At 45.2% G+C, this 24,036-nt stretch carries 24 protein-coding genes and 1 riboswitch; of the genes, 22 read left to right on the top strand and 2 right to left on the bottom strand.

Going from position 1 to position 24,036, the window contains the following annotated elements; all coding sequences use genetic code 11:
- The first annotated feature begins 14 nt into the window (after window positions 1-14).
- The 19 genes from AOT13_RS17935 to AOT13_RS17850 all read left to right on the top strand — a co-directional run bounded on the left by AOT13_RS17935 (window position 15) and on the right by AOT13_RS17850 (window position 17,132).
- Window positions 15-422, top strand: coding sequence for a DUF350 domain-containing protein (locus AOT13_RS17935; protein ID WP_003248736.1), 408 nt, complete (start codon window positions 15-17; stop codon window positions 420-422).
- A 13-nt stretch (window positions 423-435) separates the two neighbouring features.
- The gene (locus AOT13_RS20725; RefSeq protein ID WP_013876482.1) at window positions 436-600 is read left to right on the top strand and encodes a hypothetical protein; all 165 of its coding nucleotides are present in this window, start codon (window positions 436-438) and stop codon (window positions 598-600) included.
- 100 nt (window positions 601-700) lie between these two features.
- On the top strand, window positions 701-2,386 hold the full coding sequence (locus AOT13_RS17930) for a long-chain-fatty-acid--CoA ligase (RefSeq protein WP_003248737.1): 1,686 nt from the start codon (window positions 701-703) through the stop codon (window positions 2,384-2,386).
- Between the two features lie 97 nt (window positions 2,387-2,483).
- Window positions 2,484-3,068, top strand: a complete 585-nt coding sequence (gene fadR, locus AOT13_RS17925; protein WP_003248739.1) for a fatty acid metabolism transcriptional regulator FadR — start codon at window positions 2,484-2,486, stop codon at window positions 3,066-3,068.
- Window positions 3,069-3,107: 39 nt separating this feature from the next.
- Window positions 3,108-3,881, top strand: coding sequence for an enoyl-CoA hydratase (locus AOT13_RS17920; RefSeq protein ID WP_003248740.1), 774 nt, complete (start codon window positions 3,108-3,110; stop codon window positions 3,879-3,881).
- Between the two features lie 64 nt (window positions 3,882-3,945).
- Window positions 3,946-4,719, top strand: a complete 774-nt coding sequence (locus AOT13_RS17915; RefSeq protein ID WP_003248743.1) for an electron transfer flavoprotein subunit beta/FixA family protein — start codon at window positions 3,946-3,948, stop codon at window positions 4,717-4,719.
- A 28-nt stretch (window positions 4,720-4,747) separates the two neighbouring features.
- Window positions 4,748-5,725, top strand: coding sequence for an electron transfer flavoprotein subunit alpha/FixB family protein (locus AOT13_RS17910; RefSeq protein ID WP_003248744.1), 978 nt, complete (start codon window positions 4,748-4,750; stop codon window positions 5,723-5,725).
- 177 nt (window positions 5,726-5,902) lie between these two features.
- Entirely contained in the window at window positions 5,903-6,217 is a 315-nt protein-coding gene (gene trxA / locus AOT13_RS17905) for a thioredoxin (RefSeq protein ID WP_003248747.1), read from the top strand.
- Window positions 6,218-6,553: 336 nt separating this feature from the next.
- Complete coding sequence (locus tag AOT13_RS17900) at window positions 6,554-7,321, top strand: ABC transporter ATP-binding protein (RefSeq protein ID WP_003248749.1); 768 nt, start codon at window positions 6,554-6,556, stop codon at window positions 7,319-7,321.
- Between the two features lie 17 nt (window positions 7,322-7,338).
- The gene (locus AOT13_RS17895; RefSeq protein ID WP_003248751.1) at window positions 7,339-8,364 is read left to right on the top strand and encodes an aliphatic sulfonate ABC transporter substrate-binding protein; all 1,026 of its coding nucleotides are present in this window, start codon (window positions 7,339-7,341) and stop codon (window positions 8,362-8,364) included.
- Window positions 8,357-9,196: an ABC transporter permease gene (locus AOT13_RS17890; protein WP_003248754.1), complete on the top strand. Its 840-nt coding sequence runs from the start codon at window positions 8,357-8,359 to the stop codon at window positions 9,194-9,196. The genes AOT13_RS17895 and AOT13_RS17890 overlap by 8 nt, the downstream gene beginning before the upstream one ends.
- 22 nt (window positions 9,197-9,218) lie before the next feature.
- Window positions 9,219-9,758: an NADPH-dependent FMN reductase gene (gene ssuE, locus AOT13_RS17885; RefSeq protein WP_003248756.1), complete on the top strand. Its 540-nt coding sequence runs from the start codon at window positions 9,219-9,221 to the stop codon at window positions 9,756-9,758.
- A gap of 22 nt (window positions 9,759-9,780) precedes the next feature.
- Window positions 9,781-10,908 carry an FMNH2-dependent alkanesulfonate monooxygenase gene (gene ssuD, locus AOT13_RS17880; protein WP_003248758.1) on the top strand — a complete coding sequence of 376 codons (1,128 nt, stop codon included), beginning with the start codon at window positions 9,781-9,783 and terminating at the stop codon, window positions 10,906-10,908.
- Between the two features lie 337 nt (window positions 10,909-11,245).
- Complete coding sequence (locus AOT13_RS17875; RefSeq protein ID WP_042384492.1) at window positions 11,246-12,187, top strand: NAD-dependent epimerase/dehydratase family protein; 942 nt, start codon at window positions 11,246-11,248, stop codon at window positions 12,185-12,187.
- Entirely contained in the window at window positions 12,177-13,121 is a 945-nt protein-coding gene (locus AOT13_RS17870) for a lysylphosphatidylglycerol synthase transmembrane domain-containing protein (RefSeq protein WP_042384495.1), read from the top strand. The genes AOT13_RS17875 and AOT13_RS17870 overlap by 11 nt, the downstream gene beginning before the upstream one ends.
- The gene (locus AOT13_RS17865) at window positions 13,118-14,617 is read left to right on the top strand and encodes an alkaline phosphatase family protein (protein ID WP_042384499.1); all 1,500 of its coding nucleotides are present in this window, start codon (window positions 13,118-13,120) and stop codon (window positions 14,615-14,617) included. The genes AOT13_RS17870 and AOT13_RS17865 overlap by 4 nt, the downstream gene beginning before the upstream one ends.
- The gene (locus tag AOT13_RS17860; RefSeq protein WP_013400279.1) at window positions 14,577-15,338 is read left to right on the top strand and encodes a glycosyltransferase family 2 protein; all 762 of its coding nucleotides are present in this window, start codon (window positions 14,577-14,579) and stop codon (window positions 15,336-15,338) included. Before AOT13_RS17865 ends, AOT13_RS17860 begins: the two co-directional genes overlap by 41 nt.
- A gap of 94 nt (window positions 15,339-15,432) precedes the next feature.
- Window positions 15,433-16,191: a hypothetical protein gene (locus tag AOT13_RS17855; protein ID WP_042384502.1), complete on the top strand. Its 759-nt coding sequence runs from the start codon at window positions 15,433-15,435 to the stop codon at window positions 16,189-16,191.
- A gap of 23 nt (window positions 16,192-16,214) precedes the next feature.
- The gene (locus AOT13_RS17850) at window positions 16,215-17,132 is read left to right on the top strand and encodes an FTR1 family iron permease (protein ID WP_042384505.1); all 918 of its coding nucleotides are present in this window, start codon (window positions 16,215-16,217) and stop codon (window positions 17,130-17,132) included.
- A 60-nt stretch (window positions 17,133-17,192) separates the two neighbouring features.
- Here the strand turns inward: AOT13_RS17850 and AOT13_RS17845 are convergent, their stop codons facing one another.
- A complete protein-coding gene (locus AOT13_RS17845) occupies window positions 17,193-18,590 on the bottom strand; it encodes an IS1182 family transposase (protein ID WP_042386311.1) in 1,398 nt (465 codons plus the stop codon).
- Between the two features lie 146 nt (window positions 18,591-18,736).
- Between AOT13_RS17845 and AOT13_RS17840 the strand changes: the two genes are divergently transcribed.
- The 3 genes from AOT13_RS17840 to AOT13_RS17830 all read left to right on the top strand — a co-directional run bounded on the left by AOT13_RS17840 (window position 18,737) and on the right by AOT13_RS17830 (window position 23,555).
- Complete coding sequence (locus AOT13_RS17840; protein WP_042383386.1) at window positions 18,737-20,176, top strand: nucleoporin-interacting protein; 1,440 nt, start codon at window positions 18,737-18,739, stop codon at window positions 20,174-20,176.
- 18 nt (window positions 20,177-20,194) lie between these two features.
- Complete coding sequence (uvrC, locus tag AOT13_RS17835) at window positions 20,195-21,967, top strand: excinuclease ABC subunit UvrC (protein ID WP_003248774.1); 1,773 nt, start codon at window positions 20,195-20,197, stop codon at window positions 21,965-21,967.
- 69 nt (window positions 21,968-22,036) lie between these two features.
- A riboswitch (Lysine riboswitch) is annotated at window positions 22,037-22,217 on the top strand.
- 111 nt (window positions 22,218-22,328) lie between these two features.
- Entirely contained in the window at window positions 22,329-23,555 is a 1,227-nt protein-coding gene (locus AOT13_RS17830; RefSeq protein ID WP_003248775.1) for an aspartate kinase, read from the top strand.
- 25 nt (window positions 23,556-23,580) lie between these two features.
- On the opposite strand, the gene AOT13_RS17825 is transcribed toward AOT13_RS17830, so the two are convergent.
- Complete coding sequence (locus tag AOT13_RS17825) at window positions 23,581-24,036, bottom strand: YslB family protein (protein WP_013876494.1); 456 nt, start codon at window positions 24,034-24,036, stop codon at window positions 23,581-23,583.

Here is a 24,036-nt window from a genome sequence, read left to right as displayed (position 1 = left end):
GAGGGGAGAAAACGATGAGTTCGTTTTGGGAAAACGAAATCGTAAAAATTGCTGCCAATTTTAGTGTGGCTGTTTTATGCATGGTCGTGTTTTTAGCGATATTTGAGCTAGTGACAAAATATAAAAATTGGGAGGAGATCCAAAAAGGAAACGTCGCGGTGGCGATGGCGACCGGCGGAAAAATTTTCGGCATCGCCAATATTTTCCGCTATGCTCTCCGCCATCACGAGTCATTGTTGGCGATGATCGGCTGGGGAATATACGGCTTTATTTTGCTGCTGGTCGCGTATTTCATTTACGAATTTCTTACTCCAAAATTTAATATTGATGAGGAAATTGCCAAAGACAATCGCGCGGTTGGGCTGATTTCCATGGTTATTTCCATCGGCTTATCGTTTGTCATTGGCGAAGGAATTCGGTAAAGGGAGTTAAAATATGGAAATATTAGTTAAAGCGTTGCTTGTTTTGTGCGGAATCTTTCTTGTTGTCGGCATTGTATATTTAGCATGGAAAAATAAAACGATGGAAACATTGTCGAAAATATTGTTTATTCTTTGCGCTCTTTTTATTCTCATTGGCATCATTTATTTATTTTTGTAGCGTCCTCTCTGTCAGGGCGCTTTTTTTGATGTAAAATTCGGAAAAGTGTAATAAAATAAAAATAAATCATCTGAAATTTTTGAATATAGGAGGGGTATCGATGGAAAAACCATGGCTTGCTCATTATCCGCCGGAAATCCCGCATCGCCTTGACTATCCTAATAAAACGTTGCCTGAGTATTTGCGGAAAACAGCAGCGGAATTCGGCAGGCATGATGCAATTTATTTTTTGGGAAAAACGCTTACGTTCCGCGAAGTTTATGAGCAGGCGCTTACATTGGCGAATTATTTGCGGCAGCTCGGATTGCAAAAAGGTGATCGCGTCTCCATTATGCTGCCAAACTGCCCGCAAGCGGTTGTCAGCTATTACGGGGTGTTATTGGCGGGCGGCATTGTCGTGCAGACGAATCCGCTTTATACGGAACACGAATTGGAATACCAACTGAACGACAGCGGAGCGACGGTGCTCATTACGCTTGACATGCTTTATCCGAAAGCAGTGAAAGCAAAGGAAAAGGCAAACGTAAAACATCTTATCATTACAAGTGTGAAAGACTATTTGCCGGCTATCAAAAAATGGCTGTATCCGCTCATGCAGCGGAAGCAGGGGCAGCCAGCGGTGGCCAGAGTGGAAGAGCGGAGCGACCAGCATTTATTTTCCAAAATAATGTCACGCCCAAACACAACAGAGCCAGACATAGCGATCGACGTTGAAGATATCGCGTTGTTGCAGTATACTGGCGGAACGACCGGCGTGCCGAAAGCAGCCATGCTGACACACCGAAATTTGATTGCCAACACGTTGATGTGCGCCCATTGGATGTATCGTTGCGGAAAAGGAACGGAGTCGATTTTAGGAATATTGCCGTTTTTTCACGTGTACGGCATGACGACGATCATGAATTTAGCGGTCGTGCAAGCGTATAAAATGATTCTTTTGCCGCGATTTGATGTGGAAACAACATTAAAAACGATTGAAAAGCTGAGACCGACATTGTTTCCTGGGGCGCCGACGATGTATATTGCGCTATTAAATCATCCGAATTTGCCGCGCTATGACTTATCTTCCATCAAAGTATGCATTAGCGGGTCAGCGCCGCTGCCGGTTGAAGTGCAAGAAAAATTTGAAAAATTGACTGGCGGAAAACTGATTGAAGGGTACGGGTTAACAGAAGCCTCTCCTGTTACTCACAGCAATTTTGTATGGGACGGAGAACGGGTGAAAGGAAGCATCGGCGTGCCATGGCCAGATACGGAAGCGAAAATCGTGTCTTTGGAAACGGGCGAAGAAGCAAAGGTGAATGAAATCGGCGAACTTGTTGTCCGCGGGCCGCAAGTGATGAAAGGATATTGGAATCAGCCGCATGAAACGGAGAATGTGTTGCGCGGCGGATGGCTATACACGGGTGATATCGGTTATATGGATGAACGAGGTTATTTTTATATCGTTGACCGCAAAAAAGACATTATTATTGCAAGCGGTTACAACATTTATCCGCGCGAAGTCGAAGAAGTGCTATATGAGCATCCGAAAGTGCAGGAAGCGGTAGTTGTGGGCGTTCCGGATGAATACCGCGGAGAAACGGTCAAAGCGTTTGTCGTTCTTAAACAAGGGGCACAATGCACAGAAGAGGAATTGGATCAATTTATGAGAAGCCGATTGGCATCATATAAAGTGCCGCGCATGTATGAGTTCCGCAAAGAACTGCCAAAAACAGCGGTTGGGAAAATTTTGCGGCGGGCATTGCTCGAGGAAGAAAAGAAAAAGAATAACGAAACGGTTTAGATTTGGCATGACTTTATCTTGACAAAACAAGCAAAGAATCTTTAAAATAAAAACATGAATGATTGTTCATTCATGTTTTCGTAAAGGAGAATGGATGTTGAGAAGAGATAAACCTAAGTTCAAACAAATCATCGATGCAGCGGTTGTAGTCATTGCCGAACATGGCTATCATCAAGCACAAGTATCGAAAATCGCCAAACAGGCGGGGGTCGCGGACGGAACGATTTATCTTTATTTTAAAAATAAAGAAGACATTCTTATCTCGCTGTTTCAAGAAAAAATGGGCTCCTTTATCGAGAAAATCGAGCAGGAGATAGCAGGAATTTCGAGTCCTTTAGAGAAATTGTACGTATTAGTGAAGAAACATTTTGAATCGCTGGCGCAAGATCATCACTTAGCCGTCGTTACTCAATTAGAGTTGCGTCAATCGAATAAAGAATTACGGCAGCGGATTAATGAAGTGTTGAAAAGATATTTGCGCATTATTGATGAAATTGTGAAAGAAGGGATTGAAAAAGGTGAGTTTCGCCGTGATTTAGATATCCGCCTCACAAGGCAAATGATTTTTGGGGCGATTGACGAAACGGTGACGACATGGGTAATGAACGAGCAAAAGTATGATCTGGTCGCATTGGCGAAGCCGGTTTACGAATTATTAACAAAAGGTTGTGCATCTTCGTAGCAAGATGGCATATTTGTTTGAAGGGAGAGAGGAGATTACATGGAATTTTTTCGCGTTCATAAAGAAGAGTTCGTTGCGGACGTGACGTTTTCCCGTCCTCCGGCAAACGCTCTTTCATCTGCGGTTTTGAAAGAGCTTTCATCATTGCTGGATGAGCTGGAGGCGGATGAAAATGTCCGCGTCGTGCTTCTTCATGGTGAGGGAAGATTTTTCTCGGCAGGTGCCGATATTAAAGAGTTTACAACCATAAAATCCAGCGAAGAAGCCGCAAAGCTGGCAAGAGCAGGCCAGCAAGTGATGGAGCGCATCGAGCAATTAACAAAGCCTGTGATTGCGGCGGTCCATGGCGCGGCATTAGGCGGCGGATTGGAGCTGGCGATGAGCTGCCACGTTCGCATTGTTTCCGAAAACGCAAAACTCGGATTGCCGGAACTGCAGCTTGGCATTATACCTGGCTTTGCCGGAACCCAGCGGCTTCCCCGCTATGTCGGTTTCAGCAAAGCGGCCGAGATGATGTGGACGAGCGAACCGATTACTGGAACGGAAGCGGTGCAATGGGGATTGGCAAGCAAGGCGGTGCCGGAAGAACAACTGTTGGAGGAAGCAAAAAAACTGGCGAAAAAAATCGCGCAAAAAAGCCCGATTTCGATTCGCGCGACATTGCAGCTTTTAAACGCCTTTAAAGAAAAATCGTTCCAAGAAGCGGTGCGCGAGGAAGCGGAATTGTTTGGAAGTGTGTTTACGACAGAAGACGCGAAAGAAGGAGTGCAGGCATTTATTGAAAAACGCCCGCCATCCTTTCAGGGGAAATGATGCCTTTAATTAACTGAATATTTAAATCTGAAATAATATTTCGTCGAAACGAGGAGGGGCCTTTATGAACATTTTTGTCTTAATGAAACGCACTTTTGATACAGAAGAAAAAATTACGATTGCCGACGGCAAAGTAAATGAAGAAGGAGCGGAATTTATTATCAACCCGTACGATGAATATGCAATTGAAGAAGCGATTCAAGTGCGCGACAAACATGGCGGCGAAATAACGGTTGTGACGGTGGGCAATGAGGAAGCGGAAAAAGAATTGCGCACGGCCTTAGCGATGGGATGCGACAAAGCAGTGCTGATTAACATAGAAGATGATGTGGAAGCACATGACCAATATACGACAGCGAAAATTATTGCGGAATATTTGAAAGATAAAGAGCCGGATTTGATTTTAGCCGGCAATGTCGCGATCGACGGCGGCTCGGGACAAGTCGGCCCGCGCGTAGCGGAATTGTTGGGAATCCCGTATGTAACGACAATTACGAAACTCGATATTGACGGCGATAAAGTGACGCTCGTCCGCGATGTCGAAGGGGATGAAGAAGTAATCGAAACGTCGCTTCCGTTGCTGGTGACGGCGCAACAAGGGCTTAATGAGCCGCGTTATCCGTCGCTTCCTGGCATTATGAAAGCGAAAAAGAAACCGCTTGAAGAATTGGAATTGGATGACTTAGATCTGGAGGAAGAAGATGTCGAAGCGAAAACAAAAACGATCGAAGTATTTTTGCCGCCGAAGCGGGAATCTGGAAAAATTCTCGAAGGAAACATTGACGATCAAGTGAAAGAACTTGTCCGATTGTTACGTTCTGAAGCAAAAGTGGTGTGATTTTATCAATAAAGTAGGGGGATTGAAAATGGCACGGAAAGTACTTGCATTAGCAGAAATTCGCGACGGATCATTGAGAAACGTTTCATTTGAGGCGATCGCGGCAGCAAAAATAATCGCTCAAGGCGGGGAAGTCGTATCTGTCCTTGCCGGGGAAAGCGTTCAATCATACGCAAATGAACTATTTTTCCATGGTGCAGATCGCGTTGTTGTCGTTGAACATTCTCATTTAACTCATTACACACCGGACGGTTATTCCCAAGCGCTCATGGCGGTAATTGACGAAGAAAAGCCAGAAGGGATCGTATTTGGGCACACCGCTTTAGGAAAAGACTTATCGCCGAAATTAGCGACTAAATTAAATTCAGGCCTTGTTTCCGACGTAGTGTCTGTGGAAGAAGAAGGCGGGAACTTGATCTTTACACGGCCAATTTACTCTGGAAAAGCATTCGAAAAGAAAATCGCCACAGACGGCCTGATCTTTGTGACGGTGCGTCCAAATAACATTCCGCCGCTAGAGCGCGATGAATCGCGTTCTGGGGAAGTAAAAGCGATTTCTGCCGACATTAAAGATTTGCGCACGATCGTAAAAGAAGTCGTTCGCAAAACGACGGAAGGAGTGGACCTGTCTGAAGCAAAAGTGATCGTTGCCGGCGGCCGCGGTGTTAAAAGTGCGGAAGGTTTTAAGCCGCTGCAAGAGCTTGCTGAAGTTTTGGGCGGCGCGGTCGGTGCCTCGCGCGGCGCGTGCGACGCAGGATATTGCGATTACTCCCTGCAGATCGGGCAAACGGGTAAAGTCGTTACTCCAGACCTTTATATCGCTTGCGGCATTTCCGGAGCGATTCAACATTTAGCCGGCATGTCGAACTCGAAAGTGATCGTCGCGATTAACAAAGATCCAGAGGCAAACATTTTCAAAGTGGCTGATTACGGTATTGTCGGCGACTTATTTGAAGTCGTTCCGTTATTAACGGAAGAATTTAAAAAATTAAAAGTGCATTCATAGCCGTTGGCAAAAACGAGTGAAGCGAATCCGCTTTGCTCGTTTTCTGCTGTCTGGCACAGGCATAATTATTGTTGGAAAGCGAATATTAGAAACGAAGCAAAACATTCGCACTAAACTCCATTTGCATGATATACTTTGCTTACAACATAAAAGTAAAAAAAATAGGAGGAGTAAAGAATGGCGATTGTTAATGCGACAGATCAAACATTTGCGTCAGAAACGAAAGAAGGCTTAACATTGGTTGATTTCTGGGCGCCTTGGTGCGGACCTTGCCGCATGGTTGCGCCGGTTCTTGAAGAAGTGGACAAAGAATTGGGCGATAAAGTGAAAATCGTTAAAGTGAACGTCGACGAAAACCAAGAAACAGCTTCGAAATTCGGCGTGATGAGCATTCCAACGCTGCTTGTCTTCAAAAACGGTGAGCTTGTCGACAAAACGATAGGCTACCAGCCAAAAGAAGCGCTTATCCAGTTGTTAGAAAAACATGTATAATTCATTTTTCGCGAAGGAGATTCAGGCAATGTATGTCTGAATCTCCTTTTTTATGATTAATCACTAAAAATATGAAAAATAATAATTGACTTAGTAAAGAAAATTGTTTATATTTATAATCAATAAATCCTATATGTTAACTATGAATTAAAGTCCGCTATTTTCCTGCCGTTTTATTTTTTTACAACTTAAATATAAGTTAGTATATAGGAATAATATGATTTTTAAAGAACAACGAAGACAATTCTTTTTCATTCCGATCGGATGAAAAAGAGAGCGGTCTTATGAAGATAATTACAGCATTTTTCTTCGGATATTGCGGAAGGAGGGAACAAAGTGAGTATACAGATTGATATTAAAAGCAAAACTTTTTTCCAAGGGAAACAAGGAGTTCATGTTCTCCAAGATGTTCATTTGGAAATCAATAATGGTGAATTCATCACCATTATTGGTCCGAGTGGATGCGGAAAAAGTACATTGCTAAAAATTGTAGCAGGGTTGGATACCGATTATAACGGCGCGGTGGAAATAAACGGTGTGCAAATTGATGGCCCCGGATTAGATCAAGGCTTTATTTTTCAGGAACATCGTTTATTCCCATGGTTAACGGTGGAAGGAAATATTGCAGCAAATCAATCGTTGAAAGATGTGAATGTCCGGAAAAAGGTTGATGAGTTAATAGAGCTTGTCCGGTTAAAAGGCTTCGAAAAAGCCTACCCAAAGGAGTTATCAGGGGGAATGGCACAGCGTGTGGCCATTGCGAGAGCATTGCTGCGTGAACCGAAAATATTATTGCTCGATGAACCGTTTAGTGCGCTTGATGCCTTTACAAGAAAGCATTTGCAAGATGTGTTGCTGGAAATATGGCAAAATAAACAAATTACGATGATTCTTGTTACTCATGACTTAGATGAAGCAGTTTATTTAGGAACGAAAGTAGTGGTGATGAAAGCAAAGCCAGGACAAATTCGGACAATCGTTCCCGTTCCGTTGCCATTTCCACGGCAGCGCGCCCATCCATCTTTCCAAGAGATGAGGCAACGCATATTGCGTGAATTTGAAACAGCGGAAGACTCTCCTTTACTGGAAGGACTAGGAATTTGAGAGAGGAGGATCCTTTTATGAGGAAACATATATTGCTTCTGTTGATAAGCTTGTTTATCGCATTGATGTCCGGCTGCGGCCAGGAAACAACGACAGGGACAACGGCGAAAGGAAAAGAGAAAAACGTCACGATTCGCATCGGCATTCAGCAAAGTCTTGGGCCGCTTTTACTGGCAAAAGAAAAAGGCTGGTTTGAAAAAGAATTTGAAAAAGAAGGAGTCAAGGTGAAATGGATTGAGTTTCAAAGCGGTCCTCCCCATTTTGAAGCGATGGCTTCCAATAATCTTGATTTCGGCGGTGTTGGAAACTCGCCGGTCATTTCTGCCCAAGCCGCTGGCATTGAATTTAAAGAGATCAGTAAAGCAGCAGACGGGGTTAAAGGAGATGCCATCATTGTCCCGCAAGGAAGTGAAATTCAAAGCCTAAAGGATTTAAAAGGAAAAAAGATTGCTGTGGCCAAAGGAAGCAGTGGATTTAACTTCTTATATAAAGCACTCGAACACGCTGGTTTGAAAGCGTCAGATGTTGAAATGATCCAATTGCAGCCGGATGAAGCGCAAGCAGCGTTTGATACACGGAAAGTGGATGCTTGGGCGATTTGGGAGCCGTTTATTTCGTATGAGGTGATCAAAAAGAAAGCGCGCATCATAGCGGATGGAGAGGATCTTAAAGCATATTCGCCATCGTTTATCGTAGCGCGGACGGGATTTATCGAAGAGCATCCTGATTTAACGGTTCAGTTTTTAAAAATTTACGAGAAAGCACGGCGTTGTCAAAATGACCATTTTGATGAAGCGATAGAAATTTATGCGAAAGCGAAAAAAATAGATAAAGAAGTCGTAGTGCGGGCGTTGCGCAATAACCCATCATTGAACGAGCCAATTACGGATGATGTTATTCAGGCACAGCAAAAAACCGCCGATTTCCAATATGAGCAAAAAATCATTAAAAGAAAAATCGATACAAGCAAAGTAGTCGATAATCAATATATAAAAAAAGCGTTGCAAGAATTAGAGAAAGAAGGTGAGAACAAAGATGAATAAAACAACTATCACTGCAAGGCAGCCGCTTCTGCGAAAGGAGTGGGGGAGAAAGATCCCGGCTTTCGGCCAATTTCGCAAATGGATGATACAAGCGGTATTGCCCATCTTCATTTTATTCATATGGCAACTTGTCGGGATGACAGGGGCAGTTTCCAAAACGGTTTTGCCAACGCCGGTAGATATTGTGCAAGCGGCTTATCAATTAACCGTCTCCGGGGAATTATTTACCCACTTGAAAGTTAGTGTTTTTCGGGCAGCGGCAGGATTTTTGCTTGGAGCAGGCATCGGGCTTCTTGCTGGCATTGCCGTAGGTTTTTCCACGAAAACGGAAGATGTCCTTGATCCTACAGTACAAATGCTGCGAACGATTCCGCATTTGGCGGTGGCACCGCTTTTTATCTTATGGTTTGGATTTGGAGAAACATCAAAGGTTTTATTGATCGCTAAAGGTGCGTTTTTTCCTGTATACGTAAATACATTTATTGGCATACGCGGAGTGGATGCGAAGTTGTTTGATGTCGCCCGCATTCTCCATTTTAGCAGATGGAAAAAGATTACGTTGCTCATTGTCCCGTCTGCGCTTCCTGCTATTTTATCTGGAATTCGCCTTTCGCTTGGAGCGGCTTGGCTCGGCCTTGTTGTTGCGGAGTTGATGGGGTCAACAGAAGGAATTGGATATATGATGATGGATGCAAGGCAGTTTAGCAATACGGATATTGTTTTTGTCGGTATTATTCTTTTTGCGGTGGTAGGAAAACTTACCGATTCACTGGTCCGTGTATTAGAGAAGCGTTTGCTTCGCTGGCAAGATACGTATAAAGGAACGATGTAAAAGAAAAAAGGAGGGGAGATCAGTGACGACAATCGCTTTGATTTCGGGAAGCCCGTCGAAACAATCCAAAACAGCGGAGATCGCTAACCGGTTGCAAAAAGAGCTGCTTAATAGGGGGCATCACGTCCATTTAATCCATGTTTGCGATTTGCCGGCGGAAGATTTGCTGCATGCAAAATACGATAGTAAGGCGATCGCGCAAACTCATGAATGGATTCGCGAAGCGGATGCGGTCATGGTGTTAAGCCCTGTCTATAAAGGCAGCTATACGGGTATTTTAAAAGCGTTTCTCGACTTGTTACCGGAAAAGGCGTTTTTAGGCAAGATTATTGCTCCGATCGTCACGGGCGGAACTATCGCTCATCTGCTATCGATTGAATACGCGCTTAAACCCATTTTCTCCATTATGGGAGCGAAAGAAATTTTACATGGAGTGTTTATTTTAGATAACACGATTCAACGTGATGAGGCTGGAAACCTGTTTTTTCAATCCGACATTGAAGGAAGGATAAAGGAAGTGATGCAATTTATTTCAAACATTCCAGCCGCAAGCCCGCATTAAACAATAGAAAGGAGAAAAGAAAATGGAATTATTATGGTTTATCCCTTCCCATGGCGATGGACGGTATCTTGGGACAACCAAAGGAGGGCGCGCTCCGGAATACAGCTATTTCCGGCAAATCGCCCAAGCAGCTGACCGGCTTGGCTATAAAGGGGTATTGATTCCAACAGGAAAATCGTGCGAAGATCCGTGGCTGCTCGCGTCCGCATTGGCAGCGGAAACTAAACGATTGCGCTTTCTTGTCGCCGTGCGGCCGGGATTGATGTCTCCAACGCTTGCAGCACGCATGGCTTCAACATTAGACCGCATTTCGGAAGGACGGTTGCTTATTAATGTTGTTGCTGGCGGCGATCCTGTTGAACTTGCGGGAGATGGCCTATTTTTAAGCCATGACGAACGCTATGAAGCAACGGATGAATTTTTAACGGTGTGGAAACGGCTGTTAAGCGGCGAAGAAGTCACGTTAAATGGAAAACATATCCATGTGAATGAAGCAAAGCTTCTGTTTCCGCCAGTTCAAACGCCGTATCCGCCGATTTATTTCGGCGGATCTTCACCGGCAGGGCAGCTTGTGGCAGCGAAACATGCGGATGTTTACTTAACATGGGGGGAACCGCCAGCACAGGTGGAAGAAAAAATTTCCCAAGTGAGAAAATTGGCTGAACAGCAAGGACGTACGATTGAATTTGGCATTCGGCTTCATATCATTGTCCGCGAAACAGCCAAGGAAGCATGGGATGCTGCTGAAAAGCTGATTCGTTATGTTGATGAAAAAACCATTCAGGAAGCACAACGGGTGTTTTCCCGATACGATTCGGTCGGACAGCAGCGGATGAGACAGTTGCATAATGGAAGCAGAGAATCTCTTGAAATCAGCCCTAATTTATGGGCGGGAGTCGGTCTTGTCAGAGGTGGTGCAGGAACCGCTTTAGTCGGGGATCCGGAAACAGTGGCAGAGCGGCTGTTAGAGTATCATCAATTAGGCATCCGCTACTTTATTTTATCCGGTTACCCGCATTTAGAAGAAGCATATCGGGTGGCTGAACTGCTGTTCCCGCTTTTGCCGTTAAACCATCAAAAACAAACAAAACCGTTTATACAAGGGGAAGTTATCGGAAATGAATTTTTTCCTTCATTTATTAAAGTGTGAGGCAAGGAAAGGGCCTGCCAACTGCTGGCGGGCTTTTTTCTTTGATAAAATTTTATTGACGTTAATCATAATTATTGATTATAATCAATTTGTGCTAATGAAAATCATTATCAAGTAAAAGGTATCAGGAAAATACATCATCTTCCGTGAAATAAAGGCTGCTCGTTGTTTTTAACAGCGCTTTCAGGCAAAAAACCTTGTTCTTTAGCAAGGTTTTTTGCCTTCTTATAAAGGAAAAGGGAAGGGATAAGCTATGAGGCGACCGGAGGGAAACAGACGCTTTTTGATTTTCTTATGATAATATGCTAGTAGAATAAAGTGTTTTGAGGTGAATCCGTTGAAAATTCTTGTTACAGGGGGGGCCGGGTTTATCGGCAGCCATCTTGTTGCCAAATTGCTTTCGCTTGGGCACGACGTGGCGGTGATTGACAATTTTCATCCTTATTACCCGGCAGAACGGAAAAAACGGCAATTTCGGGCGTTGACAGGAGGAAATCTTCCTGTTTATCACATCGATTTGCTTGATGGAGAAAAAACGGAAGAATTGTTTTGCCGCTATCAGCCGGACTGTGTATATCATTTAGCGGCGCTGCCCGGTGTTCCCAATTCGCTTTTGCAGCCGCTTGATTATGTCGATTATGATATCAAAGCGACCATTAACGTGCTAAAGGCGGCGGGCATGGCAGGCGTCCGGCATGTGCTGTTCGCCTCTTCCTCGTCCGTCTACGGCAACCAGGGGAATGTGCCGTTGAAGGAGGAAATGGCAGCGGGACAAGTCGTTTCGCCATATGCCGCGGCCAAATACGGGGCAGAGTCGTTTTGCTATGCGTATGCCCACCTATTCGGCTATCAGGTGACGATTTTTCGCTATTTTACTGTTTACGGTCCGTGGGGGCGACCGGACATGGCGATCAGCAAGTTTATCCGCCATCTGTTACGTGGTGAAGAGATTGTCGTGTATGGGACGGGCACAGCAAGAGACTATACATTTGTGGATGATGTTGTCAGCGGAATGGTGGCGGCGCTTGGCCGCGGCGGCGGAAACGATGTGTTTAATTTAGGATCAGGGAGACCGATTGCGATGGAGCGATTGCTGCAAGAACTGAAAGCGCATTTTCCAACAATGAAAGTGAAACATGCCCCGGAGCGAAAGGGAGATGTGAAAGCGACATGGGCGGATATTACAAAAGCGCAGCGGGCGTTTGGATACAAACCGAGCATAACGTTCGAGGTCGGGCTTGCGCGAACGATCGCGTGGGCAAGGACATATGAAACGTAAGTACGCAACGATAGCGGTGAGGCTAACCGGAGCCGGGCTTGCTCTTGTTTTCCTATGGCTGACATACCGCTATTTCGATAGAAAAGCGCTCCTTAAGCAACTCTTTTTGTTTCTGCAAAGGTCGGGCACGATCGTGTGGATGCTGCTCATATACGGGGCGTCCTTTTGGCTGCGGGCGCTGGCATGGAAGGCGTACGTGGGAAAACCAATTTCTTTGCTGGTATACGCCAAAGGGATCTTTTTCAGCTTGCTCATCAATCATATCGCTCCGTTCAAAGTAGGGGATATTGCCCGGATTGCGGTTTTAGCAAATCAGAAGGGCGTGTCTGTCGGTGAAGCGGTTCACTCGGTGGCGGTAATGCGGCTTTTGGACATGCTTGTTTTATGTTTTTTGTCGGCATGGGGAGTGTATACATACGTTCATCGTTTTCCAACAATCAATGTGACGGTTATTGATGTTGTCGGAATAATCGGTGCTTGTGCCATTGTTGTTTTGTTGTCACACACATCGGATGTCGAATGGATTCGTAAACACCATCGCATGATAAAAAGCGCATTAAAAGGAAAACGCGGCGTCTATATGGCGGGAATGATTGCGCTCAGCTGGCTGTGCGAGGCGGTGGTTATTTACGAGATCGCTCCCATGCTTGGCTTGCCTTTGTCTTTTTGGGAATCCGTATGGGTTAACAGCATCACCGTATCCGGTCAAGTGTTTCAAATCGCTCCAGGCGGGCTGGGGACGTATGAAGCGGTAATGGCGTTTGCGATCACAAGAATCGCGCCAGATTGGAGCAGCGCGTATATGGCAGCGATGATGACCCATGTGTTCAAATTTGTTTTTTCTTATGCTGTTGGCGTTGCGGTATTGTTTCTGTTTCCAAACGATATTTCGTTCGTGCGGGCGGTTTTTCAAAAAGGAAGGGAGAGACAATGAAAGAAGCTTCAAGATTGGAAAAAGTAGCGGCGCGCTGTTGGAATTTGCTGAACGAGGGAAAACCGTTTACACCGATTTTCGTTGTCGGGACAATGGCGATTTACCATTTTGCCGATTTCGGCGCCATCGAGCATGTGAAACATTGGTTTTTCGGGTTTCTCACGGCGCTTCCGCTTTTTGTCATCTATTATCTATACGATTATCCATTATTTTTACGAAATTATTTATGGATTCCATACGTTGTGTTTTTAATTGTTTGGCAGTTTGCTGACCTTAAGCTGCTTGGTTTGGCGATCGGATTATATTTTTTCTTTACCGTCTTTTTTTGGGGAACGCTTTACTATCATTTGCGCATCGGCACATCATGGTGGAATTTTACCCGCTTTTGGAAGCTGGTGCTGAAAAATAGCGATTCGACAAGCGGAAACGCGCAAGAACAGCTGCCGAAATTTTTGCTGCTTTTGTCGGTTTGGCAATATGTGTACGTTCAGCTCGAAGGGGGGGCGGGCGAGCTTTCGCTTGTCAGCTTGGCGATCTATTACACAGGTGTCCTTTTATTTTCTTTTATCTTGCATCATCAGTTATTTGATTGGAAGCCGACAATCATCCCGACCTACACCAATAATGTGGCCGTTCCAAAAGAGCCAATCAATGAAAAAGTCATTGTTATTGTTATCGATGGCATGCGGAAAGATCGGTTCGAGCAAGCCAATGCGCCATTTTTAAAACAGCTTCGCCAGCAAGGAACGGAATTTGCGCAAATGGAAACGGTCTATCCGGCGCGTACCGTCGTCTGTTTTACGTCGATGTTCACCGGGACATATCCGTTTGAGCACGGCATCCGCTCGAATATGGTGTGGAAGCTTGGCATTAAAGTAGAAAGCATTTTTGACTCACTAAGAAAAGTTGGGAAAAAGGGGCGGCTGCTTGGCATTGCCCATCTTGTCGATTCGTTTGGAGATGATGTCGAAACGGTAACAGCGGTCATGCACAATGACGTAGCGGACCGCCACATTATCGAGCGCGCCAAACGCATAATGGAAGAACAAGATCCTGATTTGCTCATCGTTCAATTAATTGCCACAGACCAAACGGGGCATAGCCGCGGCGCATTATACGAGGAATATCTTCGAAAAATAGAAGAAGCGGACGCGCTGATCAAGGAGTACGTCGAGTGGCTGGAACAGAAGGGAAAATTAAAAAATGCCACATTAATTATTTGCGCCGATCACGGGCAGGCGGACGGCATTGGCGGACACGGGCATTTGGATGAAGGGGAGCGGTTTGTCCCGTTTTTCTTGTACGGACCGGCGATTGAAAGAGGAAAGCGGGTCGATGACAAGAAAAGTTTGGTGTCCGTTGCGCCGACGATCGCGTATTTGTTAGGGGCGCCATATCCAAGCCATAGCCGCGGCCCTGTGCTAACGGAAGCGATTCGAAAGAGGGAGGCAGAGGATGAAGAAGCAAAAAGTGATCGTCTTTTTACCAGCGTATAACGAAGAACAATCGATTGGCGAAGTCATTCGCAAAATTCCGCGTTTTTTCCATCCTTGTGTGGATGTGAAAGTATTAGTCATTGATGACGGTTCGACCGATCACACAGCAGCGGTTGCGAAAGAAGCAGGCGCTGATTACATTTATCAAATGCCGGAAAACCGCGGCCTTGGCGCCGCCGTGCGCCAAGGACTGCAGGAATGTTTGCGCATTGGCGCGGATATCGGCGTGATGATCGATGCAGACAACGAATATCCGGCAGAACAAATCCCGGATTTGCTTGCTCCGATCTTTGCCGGAGAAGCCGACTATACGATGGGGTCGCGCTTTCTTGGCACGATCCGCGGGATGAAGTGGCACCGCCGCCTTGGTAATTACTTTTTCACATTTCTGCAATCGCTTCTTCTTCGCAAGTGGATTTACGACGGACAATCGGGAATGCGGGCTTTTTCCCGGCAAGCGATGGAACACGCGGAGATCATCCATGATTATAACTACGCCCAAGTGCTTACGTTAAATTTAGTCCGCAAAGGGTTTCGCATGAAAGAAGTGCCGATTCGCTACCAGGTGCGGACAACAGGGCAGTCGTTTATTAAATTTCGCGCATATGTTACGGCTGTTCTTCCAGCAATTTGGAAGGAGATGCGCCGGCCCGTGAAAAAGGTGGCGATTGATAAAAGTGCCCATCGTCTTCCAAACGTGGCGGAAAAGCAATGTTCATAGTCCCTTTCCTTTTGCCGCAAAGGGAAGGGATTTTTCGCCATCTTATTGACACAGAATATGATAATCATTATCATTATTGTAGGAGGAATCGGCAATGAGGCGGTTTTTTTTATTTTTTTCTTTAGCATTGATATTCATTCTCAATAGTACTCCAATTTCTGTTTTTGCCTATTCTTACGGCGATCCGAATGAAGAAAAAGTCGCGGAAGCATATAAACAAATGGCGGAAAAGTTAAATGAGCAGCCGCCAAACTTTGCGGAGGCACGCGCCATTTTCGAAACGGTCAAAGAAGAAATAGATATGCATATGGGAAAAGAGCCTTCGCAAGCGGTGTTATCGGCGCTCGATAAAAAGGATAAAGAAGCTGTTTTAAAAAATATGGAGAAAATTCTTGTTTTAAATATCGCGCGCCGCTTGGAAAACGTCGAGAAAAATTTTGCGCAGTATGATACGAGCAAACGGTTATTAGCGAAAGCGTTTGCGACATATGAAGCGCTTTCCCCGATGGTGCAAGGAAAAGATGCAGCCCTTGATAAACAGTTAAAAGATGAATTCAATAAAGCGTTGCAGTCGCTAGGAAACCCGGGATTGTTTGGTGTCGGCGAAAAAGAAACGGACATCGAGCAATTTAAGAAAAGCAAAGAAACGATTTTAACATCTCTGCAAAAGCAATTTGGCTTGAAAAGCTTAAAGGTGGGGCACTTTTCGGAGAGTGCAACGGAAAAACCGCAAGAAGTGCAGAAAAAAGAATGGACGGACTTATCGAAATTAAAAAACTGGATTCCGATCGCCATTCTTGTTATCGTGATTGCCGGGGCTGTCGTATATTCATGGCGCCGCAAGCGGACATGACGGAATAAAAGGGGGACTATGCGATGGAAGTTCAAGCGCTGCTGATAACGTTCCGCGAAGCGCTCGAGGCACTGCTGATTGTTGGCATTATAACGTCTTATTTAAAGCGGGTTGATCATCGAGAATATACGAAGTATGTTTGGCTCGGTGCAGGATTGGCGGTTTTGGCGAGCATTGGGGTCGCGATTCTTTTCCAAGTCGTGTTCACCGGTTTTGCTGCGATGGGAAGCGAAACGTACTTAAAGATCGGCATTATGTTTGTTTCGGCGGTTTTGTTGACGCAAATGGTCTTTTGGATGGCCGAGCATAGCCGCAATATAAAAGAAAGCGTCGAAGGAAAAATGGATCAATTTATTACGACTGGCAATGTCATCGGCATGGTCGTTCATTCGTTTTTAGTCGTGCTCCGCGAAGGGGTCGAAACGGTCTTTTTCTTTGCTGCGATTACCCACGGAAACATCGGTGCGGCAATGCAAGGATGGGGAGCGGCGACGGGAATCGCGATTGCAGTGATCGTCAGCTATCTTTTCTTCAAAGGAACGATGCGCATTCCGCTAAAAACGTTCTTTAAAGTAACAGGGGCGTTCATCGTTTTGATTGCTGCGGGCCTGCTTGTCCAAGGCATTTCGATGCTTCAAGATTTAAACATTATCGGCAGTGTGATGCCGCACGTTTATGATTTGACATGGCTGCTTCCAGAACATCCGATTGATTATGAACATTATCTCCGCGATCACGGCGTTGCGCCCGTCTTTTCGGGAGAGGTCGGCGTGTTTTTAAAAGCGCTCTTCGGCTATTCATCCATGCCGTCGCTTGAAGAAATCATCGCCTATATTGGGTATTTCGTTGTCGTTTATTTATTAGTGACGAGCCGCAATGCGACCAAAACAAAAACAGCCGTTCAAGCGCTTGAACCAAAAACGACGAAAAAGGTAATGTAAAAAGTGCAAGACATGATTGTCTTGTCAAAGTGTTGAAAAAGTCGGACGTCAAGAAAAAGTTCACGAGGAGTGTGAACTTTTTCTTTTCTTTTTCTCTTCCATTTGGTAGGTTAGATATAGACCATATTGTTGGAGTGATCGCAATTTGGTCCACTTTTTGAGGTTTTGGATCATGGCGGTGATCCAAACCTGAATTTGTACTTGCCGGACTCCACGGTATCGTGTGAAACGAAGACCGTGGAGTTCTTTGCTTTCGGCGAAACTTCGCTCAATCGTCGATGGACGTACCGATCGCAACACTTTTCCTCTCATCGATAATCGTTGTTTCCGCATTCGTTCGTAGATATCTTGATGAACGGAAACTCGAAATACACGATCCTTTGCGCCTTTTGCGGCAGGACATCCCACACAACTTCCTTTTACTGCTGGTTTGTACTCATGATATCCAGAACGGGTGGACGTCGAATAGGTGAACTTTACGCCAAAGGGACACGCATACACATCGTCTGTGACTTGCTGGAACTTTACGGAACGACAATCGGGATGTTCCTTTCGATGAAAACGTCGATACGACATATACGCCAAAATTCCTTTTTTCTCTAATTCTCTTGCTAGTCGGGCGTTATAATAGCCAGCGTCTAACACTATTTCTTCGGGAGAATATCCTACTCGATGTTCAACACGCTCGATTCGCCCCATCAAAATACGATGGCCAGGCACGGTGGCGGCAGTCACGTAAGCATCCAAAATAAAATTATGCAAGGTGTCAACGATTCGATGATCGTGGAACGCAAAGAGACCACGCGGATCGTGTTTGACCGATAACCCAGCATCTGGATCTGTGGTGCTACAGATCATCTTTTTGGTTGCCAGCTTCTCTGCTTTGGGAGCTAACGGTTTTTTTCCATGCTGTTGTCGTTTTTCATTGACCAGTTGTAACACGTCCTCTTCTTCTTTCACCGCCATCGTCTGAATCACTTGGATGCGTTTTCGTTTATTGGCATTCGCTTTTAACTCTGTTTCATCCGCTGCCCACGTGTCCGGAGACAAGAACCCATCTTCTTGAATCCATTGAAGGACATGATCAAATAACGCTTCCCATACATCGGGATCGACCCGATGGCGAAGAAACTTGGAAACGCTGGAGTGGCAAGGGACTTTATCGGTGGGGGAAATGCCTAAAAACCAGCGATACGTGGCGTGTTGCTGGATTTGTTTACAGGTAAACCGAACGGATCGAAACCCTTCCAGATATTGAATCATGAGGATTTTTACAAAAATCAACGGATCAATCGTGGGGCGACCAATGGTACTTGGATAAAACGGTTCAAGTAACTGATATACACTGTTCCAATCCATCAATTTGTCGATTTGAACCAAGATATGGTTAGGATCATACATGGATTCATAAGCTTGACGATTTTGTTGAATCTCTAAGTTCGATTGGTAGTAGTACATAAGTGGTTTCTCCTCATCAGTTGTTTTCTCAACATATATCATAAAAAAACGATTTTGTCTCTTGACAAAATCGTTTTTCAACAGTCTGGCAAGACATGATTGTCTTGTGCTTTTTCTTATTTATAATGGTTAAGGTGAGAAAGGCAATGAAGCATTTTTTGGGAAATAATCGATTTTTGTCATATTTTAGTTTCGTTATATTAACAGTTTTGTTTTTGCTGGAAATATACTATGCTAGTCCTTATGCGGCGACATGGGATCAAGTCGATTTTGCCTTGGCGTTAGACCGTTATGATTTATTGGCGATGCAGCCGCATTTTCCTGGTTATCCATATTTCGTGTTGGGCGGCATGTTTGTTCATGCGTTTGTTGACAATCCGGCAAAAGCGCTATCTGTCTTTAATGTCATTGCTTTGTTTTCGGCAACGGTTCCGATCGTTCTCTTGTTAAAAAAGCATTTTTCGACTCCGATATCATTGTTCATCAGCACGCTTATCCAGTCGGCAAGCTATGTGATGGTCATTGCGGGCCAGCCGATGTCGGACGGGGCGGCGCTGGCAGTGCTGTGGTGGTATTTTTGGTCCATCGAATCGGCGAGGAGTCGTGATGCATGGTGGATGCGGCTTCTTCCCCTTGCCTTGTTAAGCATATTGATGGGAATCCGCTTATCGTATGCCCCATTTGCGGTCGCGATCTTATGTTTATGGTATGAAGATTGGAAAAAACATCGCAGTATCAGCCGACTCGGCTGTTTTTTGACAGCTGCAGCCTTTTTCCAATTTATTTGGATAGCGGCGGTTGCGGTGGCGGAAGGAAGTTTCCAGTCCTTTTTCAAGCTGGCTCTCTCCTTTACAAGCGGCCATTTCGCGGAATGGGGCGGGACGGCAGCAAACGGCATGCAGCCGTTATGGGAGCGAGGAAGCCAGTTTTTCTTTTATAATATTTTATGGACAGGGATAGCAAGCCAAAACGTGATTCTCCTTTTTTTGTATATAATGGTATGGGCGGCGGTATGGCGGATGAGGACATCGCCGTTTCCCCGCTGGCTTCTCGTTTCCGGATTTGCGTATTTTCTTTGGGCGCTATTTGCGCAAAATATTGAAAAGCCGCGGCACATTCTCCCGCTTGTCCATCTTGGTTTATTGTACGGATGGACATGCTATATTCGCAATCATATGTCTATGTGCCGCTGGGGCTTAGCAGCAGCTGTGTTGGCCGTGCAATTGGCAACAGGAACATGGCATCTGCGCGAACAAGCGCTGCAGTTGCCGGCAACATACCAGTTAGCGTATGATTTACAAAAAAGTGAAGAGAGACTCGTTTTGTATACATGGGAAGAAACGCGTGTGCTTCAATACCTTAATGTGGATTTTCCGCACAAAGATGTGCTGCACTTTTCATTTTTTTTACAGGACAAGGCGAATTACCGGCATGTTAAAATTTATTTGACCGATCATGTGGTTAAAGGCTTTCAAGCACAAGGGGTTTCCCTTTCCCGTCATGTGCGGAAAGTGAAAACCTATCGTTCCAGCACACTGGCAGATCCGGTGTACGGAAATGTTACGCTATATGAATGGCGGAATTAATGTGATGGAGTGGTTATGATGCATGATCACTTAAAAGAAAAATTAGCCGTGCTCCCGGAGCAGCCGGGATGTTATTTGATGAAAGATAAAAATGGCACCGTCATCTATGTCGGCAAAGCAAAAGTGCTGAAAAACCGCGTGCGTTCGTATTTTACCGGCACGCATGACGGCAAAACGCAGCGGCTCGTCAATGAAATTGCTGATTTTGAATATATTGTTACTTCTTCGAATGTCGAAGCACTTATTTTAGAAATGAACTTAATCAAAAAGTATGATCCGAAATATAACGTGATGCTTAAAGACGACAAAAGTTACCCGTTTATTAAGATTACCGCCGAAAAACATCCGCGTCTTGTCATTACAAGAAAAGTGAAAAAAGACGGCGGGAAATATTTCGGGCCGTACCCGAACGTGCAGGCGGCAAACGAAACGAAAAAACTGTTAGATCGCATTTATCCGCTGCGCAAATGTTCGACCATGCCAAACCGTGTCTGTTTATATTACCACATGGGGCAATGTCTTGCGCCATGTGTGCATCCGGTGTCTGAGCAGCAAAATAAAGAAATCGTTGAACAAATCGTCCGCTTTTTAAACGGCGGATATAAAGAAGTGAAAGAAGAGCTTGCGGAAAAGATGAGGAAGGCAGCCGAAGCGCTCGAATTTGAACGGGCGAAAGAATATCGCGATCAAATTTCCCATATTGAAGCGACGATGGAAAAACAAAAGATGGTCATCAATGATTTCGTTGATCGCGATGTGTTCGGCTATGCGTATGACAAAGGATGGATGTGTGTGCAAGTATTTTTCATTCGCCAAGGAAAACTGATTGAGCGCGATGTCTCGATGTTTCCGATGTATCAAGACCCGGATGAAGAGTTCCTTACATTTTTAGGACAATTTTATACAAAAGCGAACCACTTTAAGCCGAAAGAAGTCATTTTGCCGGCCGATATGGACGGGGAGCTTGCCGAGCAGTTGCTGGAAGTCACGGTCGTGCAGCCGAAAAAAGGCAAGAAAAAAGAATTGGTTGATTTAGCAAGCAAAAACGCGGCTATTGCTTTGCAAGAAAAATTTTACTTAATTGAGCGGGACGAAGAACGAACGATCAAGGCGGTCGAAAACTTAGGGAAAATATTGGGGATTCCAACGCCGCATCGCATTGAGGCATTTGATAACTCCAACATTCATGGCGCCGATCCGGTTTCAGCGATGGTTGTGTTTATTGATGGAAAACCGGAGAAAAAAGAGTACCGCAAATATAAAGTCAAAACGGTGGAGGGGCCGGATGACTATGAATCGATGCGCGAGGTGGTGCGGAGACGCTATACGCGCGTGCTGAAAGAAAAGCTTCCGCTTCCTGATTTAATTATTATTGACGGAGGAAAAGGACATTTAGCTGCGGCAAGGGATGTGCTTGAAAACGAATTAGGGCTTGATATTCCGCTCGCCGGGCTTGCAAAAGACGATAAGCACCGCACATCCGAGTTAATCATGGGGGACCCGCCGCAAGTCGTTCCATTAGCGCGAAACAGTCAAGAGTTTTATTTATTGCAACGCATCCAAGATGAGGTGCATCGGTTTGCGGTGACATTTCATCGGCAAACGCGCGGAAAAACGATGTTGCGCTCGGTGCTCGATGACATCCCTGGCGTTGGCGAAAAACGAAAAAAAGCGCTGTTAAAGCATTTCGGGTCCATAAAAAACATGAGGGAAGCGACGGTAGAAGAATTGCAAAAAGCGAACATTCCGCGCTCTGTCGCCGAAAAAATTTATGAGAAATTACGTGAATAATATTGCCAGCGACAGAAAAGTTTGATATGATTGCAATAAATTTTATATTTATACGCTTCCGAACGCCGAAGTGAAGATAGAGGCGCGAACTTCAAGAGTACACATTCGGAGGAAAATGAGTTCCGAAGATGGATGTGGAAAGGGGAGCTTCGCCGAAGTGGAAAAAGTCTCATTGCTTTTTCCGCTGGTCCTGCGTTTAAGAAATGTAGGACTGTCAAGATGGGATTCATCTTGGAGAGCTATCTCACTGTGCGGTGCGATTCGATTTTTTTCGTTTCGTGATGCACAGCAATGGGATTTCTCTCATTGCTGTTTTTATTTGCGGACAAACATGATATTCATAGGCAAAGGGTGAGACGAAGTGGGAATTATTGTGCAAAAATTTGGCGGAACATCTGTTGGTTCCATCGAAAGAATCCAACATGTAGCGAATCGGGTGATTGAGGAAGCAAAAAAGGGAAATGAAGTGGTTGTCGTTGTTTCTGCGATGGGAAAAACGACCGATGAGCTTGTCAATTTAGCGAAACAAATTTCCCATCATCCGAGCAAGCGAGAGATGGATATGCTTCTTTCGACAGGGGAACAAGTGAGCATTGCGTTGCTTGCAATGGCGCTTCATGAAAAAGGATGGAAGGCCGTTTCGTTAACAGGGTGGCAAGCGAGAATTACGACGGAAGAAATGCATGGCAATGCCCGCATTATGAACATTGACACGGCGAGAATCCGCCGTCATCTCGATGAAGGAGCGATTGTGATCGTTGCAGGATTTCAAGGGGTGACGGAAACAGGGGAAATTACTACGCTCGGACGCGGCGGCTCCGATACGACCGCAGTGGCGCTGGCGGCAGCGCTAAAAGCAGACAAGTGCGATATTTATACGGACGTAACCGGCGTGTTTACGACGGATCCGCGTTATATCAAAACGGCAAGAAAAATAGAAGAGATTTCTTATGACGAAATGCTTGAGTTGGCCAATTTAGGGGCGGGAGTGCTGCATCCGCGCGCCGTTGAATTCGCAAAAAATTATGAAGTGCTGCTTGAAGTGCGTTCGAGCATGGAAAATGAAGGCGGAACGATCGTAAAGGAGGAAGTTTCAATGGAACAGCATTTAATCGTACGAGGCATCGCATTTGAAGATCAAGTAACAAGAGTGACAGTACATGGAATCCAAAATAGTCTATATACATTGCCGACTATTTTTACGGCGCTTGCCAATCGGGGCATCAATGTGGATATTATTATTCAAAGTGCGACGAATTCCGAAACAGCATCCGTTTCTTTTTCCATTCGCACGGAAGATCTGCCAGAAGCGCTTCAAGTATTGCAATCATTGGAAGGAGCGAACGTGCAATACGAAAGCGGCTTAGCCAAAGTGTCGATCGTCGGTTCCGGCATGATTTCCAATCCGGGAGTAGCCGCGAAAATGTTTAAAATTTTAGCAGATCAAGAAATTGAAATAAAAATGGTCAGCACATCGGAAATAAAAATTTCCACAGTGATTGACGAAGAAAACATGGTACGTGCAGTTGAAGCGCTTCATGACGCGTTCGGACTCGCCGATGAAGCGAAAGCGGCGCACACAAAATGACAAAAGCCTGCGTTGCGCAGGCTTCCTAGCTGCTTATTTCATCTTTGCGATCCCATTTAATAATGATTAGCACTTTATTAGCCCGTTTCTTTTGCTGTTCGAACGCTTCGGCAACGCGGCGCTTTTGGTGTTCGATTTGCTGGGCGAGAAAGCCCGCTTCCAGCTGGAACGTGCAATTTTCGTGAAGAGCAAACCGCGCGGTAATGAGCGGCCCTGTCAGCTCGACATGCAACTCGTCGCTGCGCTCTTCGACAATGGAAAGCGTTCCCCATCCGGCTTTTTCAAAAAATGCAATAATATCAGGTATTGTTTCTAGCGGATAGCGGCGTGCCAAACTTTTTCCAGCCCAGTATAAAATGCTTGCTGTTTCTTTTCCGAGCAATTCAGGAAGAAGAATTTGCCGGATTAGTTCAGAGCCAAATGCGGAAACATGAATGTCTTCTAATGCTTTATATTGTTCTTCTAATGTTGGTAGTTTCAC

The organism is Parageobacillus thermoglucosidasius (assembly GCF_001295365.1).
Taxonomy (GTDB): Bacteria; Bacillota; Bacilli; order Bacillales; family Anoxybacillaceae; genus Parageobacillus; species Parageobacillus thermoglucosidasius.
Note: the sequence above shows the minus strand (reverse complement) of the source record. Positions and strands in the feature narration are given on the sequence as shown.